The sequence below is a fragment of the Micromonospora sp. CPCC 205546 genome (assembly GCF_036902715.1).
Taxonomy (GTDB): Bacteria; Actinomycetota; Actinomycetes; order Mycobacteriales; family Micromonosporaceae; genus Micromonospora.
The window spans coordinates 1-10,689 of sequence record NZ_JBAKHL010000092.1 but is presented as its reverse complement, the minus strand read 5'-3'; the positions used below and the strand labels follow the sequence as shown (position 1 = coordinate 10,689).

At 74.9% G+C, this 10,689-nt stretch carries 11 protein-coding genes; 9 read left to right on the top strand and 2 right to left on the bottom strand.

Annotated elements, in window-relative coordinates:
• From V6U77_RS27205 to V6U77_RS27170, 8 genes are all read left to right on the top strand, one after another.
• Positions 1–612: hypothetical protein (locus tag V6U77_RS27205; protein ID WP_334609593.1), on the top strand; the 612-nt coding region annotated here is incomplete at its 5' end.
• Between the two features lie 299 nt (positions 613–911).
• Complete coding sequence (egtA, locus tag V6U77_RS27200; protein ID WP_334609592.1) at positions 912–2,144, top strand: ergothioneine biosynthesis glutamate--cysteine ligase EgtA; 1,233 nt, start codon at positions 912–914, stop codon at positions 2,142–2,144.
• Positions 2,141–3,478, top strand: a complete 1,338-nt coding sequence (gene egtB, locus V6U77_RS27195) for an ergothioneine biosynthesis protein EgtB (RefSeq protein WP_334609591.1) — start codon at positions 2,141–2,143, stop codon at positions 3,476–3,478. The genes egtA and egtB overlap by 4 nt, the downstream gene beginning before the upstream one ends.
• Before the next feature lie 28 nt (positions 3,479–3,506).
• Positions 3,507–4,253, top strand: coding sequence for an ergothioneine biosynthesis protein EgtC (gene egtC / locus V6U77_RS27190; RefSeq protein ID WP_334609590.1), 747 nt, complete (start codon positions 3,507–3,509; stop codon positions 4,251–4,253).
• Positions 4,254–4,298: 45 nt separating this feature from the next.
• A complete protein-coding gene (egtD, locus tag V6U77_RS27185; RefSeq protein ID WP_334609588.1) occupies positions 4,299–5,264 on the top strand; it encodes an L-histidine N(alpha)-methyltransferase in 966 nt (321 codons plus the stop codon).
• 287 nt (positions 5,265–5,551) lie between these two features.
• Positions 5,552–6,139 (top strand): TMEM165/GDT1 family protein, encoded by a 588-nt coding sequence (locus V6U77_RS27180; protein WP_334609594.1) that lies wholly within the window; start codon positions 5,552–5,554, stop codon positions 6,137–6,139.
• Between the two features lie 108 nt (positions 6,140–6,247).
• The gene (locus V6U77_RS27175) at positions 6,248–6,610 is read left to right on the top strand and encodes a DUF1622 domain-containing protein (RefSeq protein ID WP_334609587.1); all 363 of its coding nucleotides are present in this window, start codon (positions 6,248–6,250) and stop codon (positions 6,608–6,610) included.
• Positions 6,607–6,891 (top strand): hypothetical protein, encoded by a 285-nt coding sequence (locus V6U77_RS27170; protein ID WP_334609585.1) that lies wholly within the window; start codon positions 6,607–6,609, stop codon positions 6,889–6,891. The genes V6U77_RS27175 and V6U77_RS27170 overlap by 4 nt, the downstream gene beginning before the upstream one ends.
• A 33-nt stretch (positions 6,892–6,924) precedes the next feature.
• Here the strand turns inward: V6U77_RS27170 and nhaA are convergent, their stop codons facing one another.
• A complete protein-coding gene (gene nhaA, locus V6U77_RS27165; RefSeq protein ID WP_334609584.1) occupies positions 6,925–8,247 on the bottom strand; it encodes a Na+/H+ antiporter NhaA in 1,323 nt (440 codons plus the stop codon).
• A 335-nt stretch (positions 8,248–8,582) separates the two neighbouring features.
• On the opposite strand from nhaA, the gene V6U77_RS27160 reads away from it, so the two are divergent.
• The gene (locus tag V6U77_RS27160) at positions 8,583–10,043 is read left to right on the top strand and encodes a polysaccharide biosynthesis tyrosine autokinase (RefSeq protein WP_334609583.1); all 1,461 of its coding nucleotides are present in this window, start codon (positions 8,583–8,585) and stop codon (positions 10,041–10,043) included.
• On the opposite strand, the gene V6U77_RS27155 is transcribed toward V6U77_RS27160, so the two are convergent.
• The gene (locus V6U77_RS27155) at positions 10,024–10,578 is read right to left on the bottom strand and encodes an arsenate reductase/protein-tyrosine-phosphatase family protein (protein WP_334609582.1); all 555 of its coding nucleotides are present in this window, start codon (positions 10,576–10,578) and stop codon (positions 10,024–10,026) included. The two genes, V6U77_RS27160 and V6U77_RS27155, sit on opposite strands and share 20 nt — an antisense overlap.
• Between the last annotated feature and the right edge of the window lie 111 nt (positions 10,579–10,689).

Below are 10,689 nucleotides of genomic sequence, written 5' to 3'. Positions count from 1 at the left end.
GAGGCCGCCGTGGCCGCCTTCCGCGCGGCCCGCGCGGCCCGCGCGGCCGGCGCTCCCGCCGGAGCCGTGGCGCCGGCGCGCCGCCGCCGGTTCACCGCCGGTGCCCTCGCCTGGGGCGCGGGGATCGTGGTGACCGCGACCGCGGGCGCCGCCTTCGCGGCCGTCACCCTGGACCGTGCCGACGACCCGACCCCGCCGCGCCCCGCCACCCCGGCGCCGTTCACCCCGACACCGGCCACCACACAGCCGCAACGCGAGCCGACGGCGGCCCCCGGCGGCGGCGACCCCACGGGGACCCCCTCCGCCGTCGTCACCTCGGGCACGTCCACCCCCGGCGCCACCGCCGCGGCGAGCACCCCGACGCCGTCGCCCGACGCGGGACACCTGCGCGGGCTCTGCCGGGCGTACCTGGCCAAGAAGCCGGAGCAGCGGGAGAAGGCGCTGGACACCCCGTCGTTCGCCCGCCTGGTGGCCGCGGCGGGAGGACGGGACCGGGTCGGGGACTTCTGCGGGGAAATGGTGCCCGAGGCGGCGGCGGAGAAGTCGCCGGACAAGCCGACGAGGAAGCAGCCGACCTCGACCGCGACCCCGGGCCCGGCCGTCGCCGACTGAGCCGTCGCGCCCGCCCCCGGACGGGCTGGTCCTCCCCGCCCGTGGCGCGGGCCTGTCATGGCCTGCCCGCCTGTGCCGGCCTCGTCGAACTTCCCGCCCGCCCGCCCGCGCGGGCCGGCCTCGTCGGCCTGACCCACGCGGGCGGGGCGGAGGCCGGCCGTGTTCGCGACACGTTCCGGCCGGTCGCGCGAAATTCGTCTGCTAGACAGAAGTGGCGGGGCCGTCGCCACCTCGCCGATGACGGTGGGTGGCGTTACCGTGACACGGATCGGAAGTCGACCCGGAAGGGGGCCCGTCCTGTGGTGACGTCGCCGGAACTCGATCGGACCACCGTGCTGCGGGAGTCCACCGCCGCCGAGGGCCACCTCGCGCGCATCTGCTTCAAGACCGGTCCACCGACGCACACCGGCGTCGAACTCGAATGGACCGTGCACGACGCCGCCGATGCCGCCCGCCCGGTCGACGGCGAGCGGCTGCGGGCGGCCCTGGGGCGGCACAGCCCCCGCACCCTCGACCGCGCGAGCCCCGCCGATCCGCTCCCGCACGGTGGCACCGTGACCGTGGAGCCCGGCGGGCAGCTGGAGATCTCCACCGCGCCCCGCTCCTCGCTCGCCACCCTCGTCCACGCCGCCGACGGCGACATCGCCGAGCTGAGCGGTCTGCTCGACGCCGCCGGGCTGGTCCTGGGCGGCAGCGGCATAGACCCGCACCGGCCGCCCCGCCCGGTGGTCGAGGGCCCCCGCTACCGCGCCATGCGCCGCGTCTTCGACCGGCGCGGCCCGGCCGGCCGGACCATGATGTACAGCACCGCCGGCCTCCAGGTCTGCCTCGACGCCGGAGAGCCCGAGCACCTACCGGACCGGTGGGCCGCGGTGCACGCGCTCGGGCCGCCCCTGCTGGCCGCGTTCGCCACCGCCGACCGCCACGCCGGTCGCCGCACCGGCTGGGCGTCCGCCCGGATGGCGGCCTGGTACGGCATCGAACCCGCCCGCACCCGTCCCGTCTGGACCCCGGAGACCGACGTCGACCCGGTCACCGCCTGGACCAGGTACGTCCTCGCCGCGCCGCTGCTCTGCGTGCGCGACGACGGCGACGACTGGACGCCGCCGCCGGGGATCACGTTCGCCGACTGGGTCGACGGGGCACTGCCCCGGCCGCCCACCACCGACGACCTCGACTACCACGTGAGCACCCTCTTCCCGCCGGTGCGGCCCCGGGGCTACCTGGAACTGCGCTACCTCGACACGCAGCCCGGTCGGGGCTGGGTGGTGCCGCTGGCGGTGCTGGCCGTCCTGCTCGCCGACCCCGGCACGGTCCGCGCGACGCGCGCCGTCGCCGAGCCGGTGGCCCACCGCTGGTACGCCGCGGCCCGCCACGGCCTGCGCGATCCGGCGCTGGCCGCCGCCGCGGCGGACCTGTTCGACCTGGCCCTCGCGGCCCTGCCCCGGCTCGGCCTGCCGGCGGCCCTGCACGACGACATCGACCGAGGCGTACGGCGGCGGCGCGACGCCGCGGGAAGGAGCCACCGGTGACCGGCACGACCACGCAGTCGACGGACGCGGAGCAGTTGCGCGGCCGGATCGCGGCGGAGCTGCGACGCGCCCGCGCCCGCACCGCCCTGCTGACCGAGGCCGTCGACGAGGCCGACCTGGTGCGGCAGCACTCGCCGCTGATGTCCCCGCTGGTCTGGGACCTGGCCCACGTCGGCAACCAGGAGGAACTGTGGCTGGTCCGCGACGTGGGCGGGCGCGAACCCGTCCGGCGCGACATCGACGACCTGTACGACGCGTTCAAGCAGCCCCGCCGGGACCGCCCGACGCTGCCGCTGCTGCCTCCACGGGAGGCCCGCGCCTACCTGCTCACCGTCCGGGACAAGGTGCTCGACCTGCTGGACCGGGTCGCGTTCACCGAGCGTCCGCTGGTTGCCGACGGGTTCGCCTTCGGCATGATCGTGCAGCACGAGCAGCAGCACGACGAGACGATGCTCGCCACCCACCAGCTGCGCGCCGGCGCGCCCGTGCTGCACGCCCCGCCGCCGCCGGAGCCGACGGCCCGGGTCGGCGCCGAGGTGCTGGTGCCGGCCGGCGAGTTCACCATGGGCACCGACACCGACCCGTGGGCGCTGGACAACGAGCGCCCGGCCCACCGGGTGCGTCTGCCGGCGTACGTCATCGACGCGGCGCCGGTGACCAACGGGCGCTACCGGGAGTTCATCGCCGACGGCGGCTACGACGACCCGCGCTGGTGGAGCCCCGCCGGCTGGCGGCACCGGAGGGAGGCGGGGCTGTCCGCGCCGATGCACTGGCGCCGCGACGGCGACGGCTGGGCCTGCCGGCGGTTCGGGCGGTGGGCGGCGGTACGCGACGACGAGCCGGTGGTGCACGTCTGCTTCCACGAGGCGCAGGCGTACGCCGCGTGGGCCGGCAAGCGGCTGCCGACCGAGGCGGAGTGGGAGAAGGCGGCCCGCTGGGACCCGGCCACCGGCCGCTCCCGCCGCTACCCCTGGGGCGACGACGACCCCACCGCCGAGCACGCCAACCTCGGCCAGCGGCACCTGTGGCCCGCCCCGGTGGGCGCCTACCCGGCGGGCGCCTCGCCGCTGGGCGTGCACCAGCTCATCGGCGACGTGTGGGAGTGGACCTCCACCCCGTTCCGGGGGCACCCCGGCTTCACCGCGTTCCCCTACCGCGAATACTCGGAGGTCTTCTTCGGCGACGAGCACCGGGTGCTGCGCGGCGGGTCGTTCGGCACCGACCGGGCCGCCTGCCGGGGCACCTTCCGCAACTGGGACTTCCCGATCCGTCGCCAGATCTTCAGCGGCTTTCGCTGCGCCCGGGACGCCCGGCCGGAGGAGGCGCAGCCGTGAGGACGCCTGCGCGGGGCGGTGCCGCCTGATGTGCCGCCACCTGGCCTACCTGGGGCCGCCGGTGACCCTGCGGGAGCTGCTGTTCGACCCGCCGTACTCGCTCGTGCGGCAGTCCTGGGCGCCGCGCGACATGCGCGGCGGCGGGACGATCAACGCCGACGGCTTCGGCGTCGGCTGGTACCCGGGCGACGGCGAGCCGGTGCGCTACCGGCGCTCGCAGCCGATCTGGAGCGACCCGACCATCGCCCAGCTCGCGCAGGTCACCTCGGCCGGCGCGGTGCTGGCCGCCGTCCGCTCCGCCACGGTGGGCATGGCGGTCCTCGACGCCGCCGCCGCCCCGTTCGCCGAGGGGCGCTGGCTGTTCAGCCACAACGGGGTGGTGCGGGGCTGGCCCGACTCGATGGTTCCGCTCGCCGCCACCCTGCCCGTACGCGACCTGCTCACCCTCGACGCCTCCACCGACTCGGCGCTGCTGTGGGCGCTGGTGCGCCACCGGCTGCGGGCGGGGGTGAAGCCGGCGCGCGCGGTCGCCGAGACCGTGACGGCGGTGGCCGGGGCCGCACCCGGGTCCCGGCTCAACCTGCTGCTCACCGACGGGCGCACCGTGGTGGCCAGCGTCGCCGGGCACGCGCTGTCGCTGCGCGCGACGCCGGCCTCGGTGCTGCTGGCGTCCGAGCCGCACGACGACGACCCCGCCTGGCGGGCCGTCCCGGAGGGGCGGCTGGTGGAGGCGACCGCGACGGGGGTGCGCGTGCGCGCCCTCACCGAGGTCTGAGCGCCGGCCGACAGGCACGTTCCACCCGACGACGAAGGGAATGAGATGGGCGCGGAGCCGCTGGAGATCCACCTGGAGGAGCAGGACCTGGACCGCAGCCTGCGGGAGGACGTCCGCACCGGCCTGACGGCCGAGGAGAAGTGGCTGCCGCCCAAGTGGTTCTACGACGCGCGCGGCAGCGAGCTGTTCGAGGAGATCACCCGGCTGCCGGAGTACTACCCGACCCGGGCCGAGCGCGCGGTCCTGGCCGAGCGGGCGGCCACGATCGCCGAGCTGACGGGTGCGAAGACGCTGATCGAACTCGGTTCCGGCTCGTCGGAGAAGACCCGGCTGCTGCTCGACGCGTTCACCCGCCGGGGCGGGCTGGGCACGTTCGTGCCGCTGGACGTGTCGGTCAGCGCGCTGCGGCAGTCCATCGCCGAGATCGCCGCCGACTATCCCGGGCTGCGGGTACGCGGCATCGTGGGGGACTTCACCCGTCACCTCGACCGCCTGCCGGCCGGCGGGCGCCGACTGGTGATCTTCCTCGGCGGCACGATCGGCAACCTCCTGCCGGCCGAGCGCGCGCGGTTCCTCGCCGCGATGCGTGCCGCGCTGGAGCCGGGGGACTGGCTGCTGATCGGCACCGACCTCGTCAAGGACCCGGCGGTGGTGGTGCCGGCGTACGACGACGCGGCCGGGGTCACCGCCGAGTTCAACCGCAACGTGCTGCGGGTGGTCAACCGTGAGCTGGGCGCCGACTTCGACCCGGAGGGGTTCGCCCACGTCGCGCTCTGGGACCCCGCGCGGGAGTGGATCGAGATGCGGCTGCGGGCGCGCCGGCCGATGCGCGTACGGGTGCTCGACCTGACGGTCGACTTCGCCGAGGGCGAGGAGTTGCGCACGGAGGTGTCGGCGAAGTTCCGGCCCGAGGGGATCGCGGCCGAACTGGGCGCCGCCCGCCTCGCCGCCCACGACTTCTGGACCGACCCGGACGGCCTGTTCGGCGTCACCCTGGCGCGCGCCGAGTGACCGTCAGGGCTGCCCCGGCCTGATCGACGGCGGCCCGCCCGGGGGCGACCGGCGACGGCCGCCGGCGGGTGAGCATCTTCACCCGCCGGGGTGCGCCCGAGCGGCGGTCGGCTAGGCTGGGCGGCGCGAAGGGGAGTAGCCCCCAATGTCGTGGTCGACACACTGGTGCGTTCCGCATCCGGCCACGCGGCCTCGTCATCCGAGGCGGGCGAGACCTTCGACCCAGGCTGTAGCAGCCGGGTCGAGGGCGCCCCGTACCTCCTCCCGGCATGATCCGGAAGGATGTCATGGAAGGTTTCCTCGTCGCGCTGGTGGTCAGCTTCGGCGTCATCTTCGTCGCGGAGCTGGGGGACAAGTCCCAGCTGATGGCCCTGACCTTCGCCACCCGCTTCAAGACCGTACCGGTCCTGATCGGCATCACCGTCGCCACCGCCGTGGTGCACCTGGCCTCGGTGGCGATCGGCTACGGGCTCGGCGCCGCCCTGCCCACGGAGTGGATCTCGCTCGTCGCGGGCCTGGCGTTCCTCGGCTTCGGCGCGTGGACGCTGCGCGGTGACAGCCTCACCGAGGAGGAGAAGCGCAAGGCCGAGAAGACCAGCAAGTCCGCCATCGTCGCGGTGTCGGTCGCGTTCTTCCTGGCCGAGCTGGGCGACAAGACCATGCTCGCCACCATCACCCTCGCCACCCAGTACGGCTGGTTCGGCACCTGGCTCGGCTCGACGATCGGCATGGTGGCGGCGGACGCGCTCGCCATCCTCGTGGGGCGGATGCTGGGCCGGCGGCTGCCGGAGAAGACCATCAAGTACGGCGCCGCGGTGCTCTTCGCGATCTGCGGGCTCTGGCTGGTCCTGGAGGCCGTCACGCAGCTCACCTGACGCACCCTGCCGTCACGCGGCAGCCCAGCCGGCACGCGGCCCCACTGCCGGCACGCGGCAGCCCAGCCGACGCCGACTACCGGCGTGCTGGTCGGGTAACGCCAGCGGGTGGGCGTCGACGAGATCCTGCGCCACGGCTACCAGGCCCTGGTCACCGCGGTGGAGGTGGCCGGGGCCGCGGTCATCTTCGTCGGGGCGGCCTGGGCGGCGCTGCGGTTCGTGGTCGAGGGACTGCGGCACCGCAGCGCCGCCGTGTTCACCCCGATCCGGCTCTCCCTGGGGCGGTTCCTCACCCTCGGGCTGGAGTTCCAGCTCGCGGCGGACATCCTGCGTACGGCGGTCTCGCCGACCTTCGCCCAGATCGGGCAGTTGGCGGCCATCGCCGCGATCCGGACCGCGCTGAACTACTTCCTGGGCCGGGAGATCCGCCAGGAGCAGCAGCAGGTCCGCCAGGCGGAGCGCGGCGGGTGATCGGTGCCCTGGTCGCCGCCACCACCGCCCTCGCCGCCCTGGCCGGGCTGGCGGTGCTGCTCGGCGCGGGTTCGTGGCGGTGCGCGGTGCGCGTGTTGCTGGACCTGCTGACCGCCGCCGGGCTGCTGCGCCTGGCCGGCCACCAGGACTGGACGGACCTGGCGGGCGCGGCGGCGATCGTCCTGCTGCGCCGGCTGCTCTGGGCGGCGCTCACCGCCGGCGCGTCGTCGGCGCGGGCGGGACGGGACCGCGCGGCCGCGACTCCGCACGCGCCCGGATGAACCGCCGGCCCGCCCCGGGGCGGTGCCCCGGTGTCAGCCCTCCCCGCGCTGGTAGACGTCCGGCACGCCGTCGCGGTCGGCGTCCACCCGCTCCGCCTCCGCGATGCGTCGGTAGGCGGTGTTGCGCCGCACCAGCACGACGGTGGCGAGCAGCGCGGAGATCACCGAGCCGGTCAGCACGGCCACCTTGACGTTGGCGTCGGCGGCGCTGCCGGGACCGAACGCGAGCTCGCCGATCAGCAGGGAGACGGTGAACCCGATCCCGGCCAGCAGCGCCACGCCGAGCAGGTCGGTCCAGGTGATGTCCTCGTCGAGCCGCGCCCGGGTGAACCGGGCCAGCAGGAACGTCGAGCCGAAGATCCCCACGACCTTGCCGAGCACCAGACCGGCGACGACGCCGATCACGATCGGGTCGGTGATCACCGCCCCCAGGTCGGCGCCCCGCAGCGACACCCCGGCCGCGAAGAACGCGAAGATCGGCACGGCGAAACCCGCCGAGATCGGGCGCCAGCGGTGCTCGAGGTGCTCGGCGAGCCCGTGCGCGTCGCCGGACTTGCCCCGCAGGACGGGCACGGTGAAGCCCAGCAGGACGCCCGCCACGGTGGCGTGCACCCCGGAGGCGTGCATGAGGACCCACGCGGTGGCCGCCAACGGGATCAGCGCCCACCACCAGGTCCTGCGCCGCTGCACGAGCAGGCCGAAGAGGGCGATGGGGACCAGGGCGGCGAGCAGCGGCAGCGAGTTGAAGTCGGCGGTGTAGAAGATCGCGATGATGGTGATGGCGAGCAGGTCGTCGACCACCGCCAGGGTCAGCAGGAAGGCGCGCAGGCCCTGCGGCAGGTGGGAGCCGATGACGGCCAGCACGGCGAGTGCGAAGGCGATGTCCGTCGCGGTGGGGATGGCCCAGCCCCGCAGCCCGTCGCCGCCGGCGCCGAGGTTGATCGCGAGGTAGATCAGGGCGGGCGCCGCCATGCCGCCGATCGCCGCGATCACGGGCAGCGCCGCCCGGCGGGGGTCGCGCAGGTCGCCCGCGACGAACTCGCGCTTGAGTTCGAGCCCGACGACGAAGAAGAAGATCGCCAGCAGGCCGTCGGCGGCCCAGGCGGCGAGGTTCAGGTCCAGGTGCAGGGCGGCCCCGCCCGTCCAGGGCACCCACGCGCCGAGGGCGGCGTAGGAGGACTCCCACGGGGAGTTGGCCCAGGCGAGCGCGATCACCGCGCCGAGCAGCAGCAGGCCGCCGCCGACGGTCTCGGTGCGCAGCACGTCGGCCAGGAACCGGGCCTCGGGCCAGGACGTGCGGGAGAAGAACGGGCGGCGCGGGCGGGGGCCGCCCGGGTGCGGGCTGCGGTCGGTCATGCGCGGGTTCCACCTCGGGTCGTGGACAGCAGGGATCGAGCGCCGACCAGGCTTCCCGGCACACCGTCCCCGACCCTATCCACCGCCGCCCCGACCGGCGAGCCGGGACGGGCGATTGCCGGCGACGTCACGGCCGGTCGGTTCCACCCCGCCACCCGGGGACCCGTACGCCCGTTTGTCCGGTGGTGGGTCGGGCGCATGTGTCAAGGGGCGAAAATACGTAACTCGGGACATAAGGCGTATGAGTCGCTTTAATGGTTTCACGAGATTAGGTCGACCTTGGGGGTTTTCGTGAAGTTCTTTGGCGTTACCGGCCTGGTACGGAGGCGCGCCTGATGGACCTGTATCGCCAACTCCGCCTCGTGCGCCGGCACTGGTGGATCGTGCTCCTCACCGTGATGGTCGCGCTCGGCGTCACCGCCCTGGTCACGGTCCGGGCGCAGCCCCGCTACGTCGCGTCGGTGACCTTCTTCGTCACCACGCCCAGCCAGGGTGTCACCGACGCCTACCAGGGCGGTCTCTTCCTCCAGCAGCGGGTGAAGTCCTACGCCGAGCTGTTGACCAGCGACCGCCTCGCGCAGAGCGTGGTGGCCGAGAGCCCGGTCGGGCTCACCGCCGAGGAGATCCAGCGTCGCGTCAGCACCTCCACCGAGACCGGCACGGTGCTGCTGCGCGCGTCGGTGACCGACACGGACCAGAACCGGGCCCTGAAGGTCACCGAACTGCTCTCCGCGCAGTTCGTCCAACTGGTGCAGAAGGTGGAGACCACCCAGGACGGCAAGGCCGGCCCGATCAGGATCGAGGTGGTCAGCGGGCCCCGCGTCACCCCGACGCCTGTCTCGCCGCAGCCGGTGCGCAACTTCGTCGTCGGCACGCTGCTCGGTCTGCTCGCCGGCGTGGGCCTGGCGATCCTGCGCGGGATCGCCGACGTGCGCCTGCGCGACGCCGCCGGCCTTCAGCGCACCACCGGCAGTCCGCTGCTCGGCGAGATCCCCTTCGAGAGCACCGCGAAGTCGGCACCGTTGATCGTCGGGGAGGCGGCCAACTCCGCCCGGGCCGAGGCGGTGCGCAAGCTGCGTACCAACCTGCGCTTCGTCGACGTGCACGAGCCCGCCCGGGTCATCGCGGTCACCAGTGCCCTGCAGGGCGAGGGCAAGACGACGCTCTCCTGCAACCTGGCGATCGCCCTGGCCGAGGCCGGCTGGCGGGTGCTGCTGGTCGACGCCGACCTGCGCCGCCCGAAGGTGGCCGACTATCTGGGGCTCGACGCCGGCATCGGCCTCACCGACGTGCTGGTCGGTGACGTCCAGGTCGGTGACGTGGTGCAGCGCTGGGGCGACAAGTCCCTGCTGGTGCTGCCGAGCGGCTCGGCACCGCCCAACCCCAGCGAGCTGCTCGGCTCGAAGGCGATGGCGGACCTGCTGCTCGCCCTGCGCGAGTCCGCCGACATCGTCATCATCGACACCGCCCCGCTGCTGGCCGTGACGGACGGCGTGGTGGTGGCCGTGCAGGCCGACGGCGCGCTCCTGGTCTCCCAGCAGGGCCGCACCTCGCGCAGCCAGGTGGCACAGGCCGCCCGTGCCCTGAACTCGGTCTCCGTCCGGCTGCTCGGTTGCGTGCTGAACATGGCCAAGGTGGCGAAGGCCGAGGCGTACCAGTACGAGGCCTACCGGGTGGTCGCCGCCGCCGCGACCCCGGACGTGCCGGCCGATCCGGCTCCGGCCGCCCGGCACGCGGAGCGGATCGACGACGTCGTCAGCGACCGTACGCAGGAACTCACCCGGCTGTCCCGATGAGTGCCACGAGGGGGCGCATCGCGCGTTCGATCTCCTCCGCGCAGCGTCGGAAGTCGGCGGCGGTCCCGCCGATCGGGTCCCGTAGGTCGTCCGCGTCCCCGGTGGCGGGTTGCAGCTGTCCCCGGGCGCGGGCGGCGGCCTCGACCGCCGTCCGCAGGGAAACGTCGGCCGGATCCGGCGCGGGGCCGGCGGCGGCGGCCAGCCGGCCGAACTGCCGGAGGGTGAACGTCCGGTGCAGCGCGGCCGGCGCGAGCGCGGTGCAGACCGAGCGCTGGCGGCGCGTCGCCGCGAGCACCAGCGTGGCCCCGACCAGGTGTTCCGGGCGCAGTCGGCGGCTGCGGAAGTCGGTGGGGTCCCCGCCGGTCTCCGCCGCCAGATCCGCTGCGTACGGGTGCATCGGCAGGTCGTCGACGGCGTCCGTGCCGGCGCTGACGACCGTGACCGCACGCCCGGCCAGCAGCCGGCGCGCGATGTACTCGGCCATCGGTGAGCGGCACAGGTTGGCGTGGCAGACGAACAGCACCCGGTCGACCATGCGGACCCCTCTCGTCGGTGCCGTCGCGGACCGTGGCGCCGCGCCGGCCGGGGGGCGCCCCGGGGGGCCGGGGCGCGGGGGGGAGGTCGGCACGGCCGGGGGCGCCGGCGG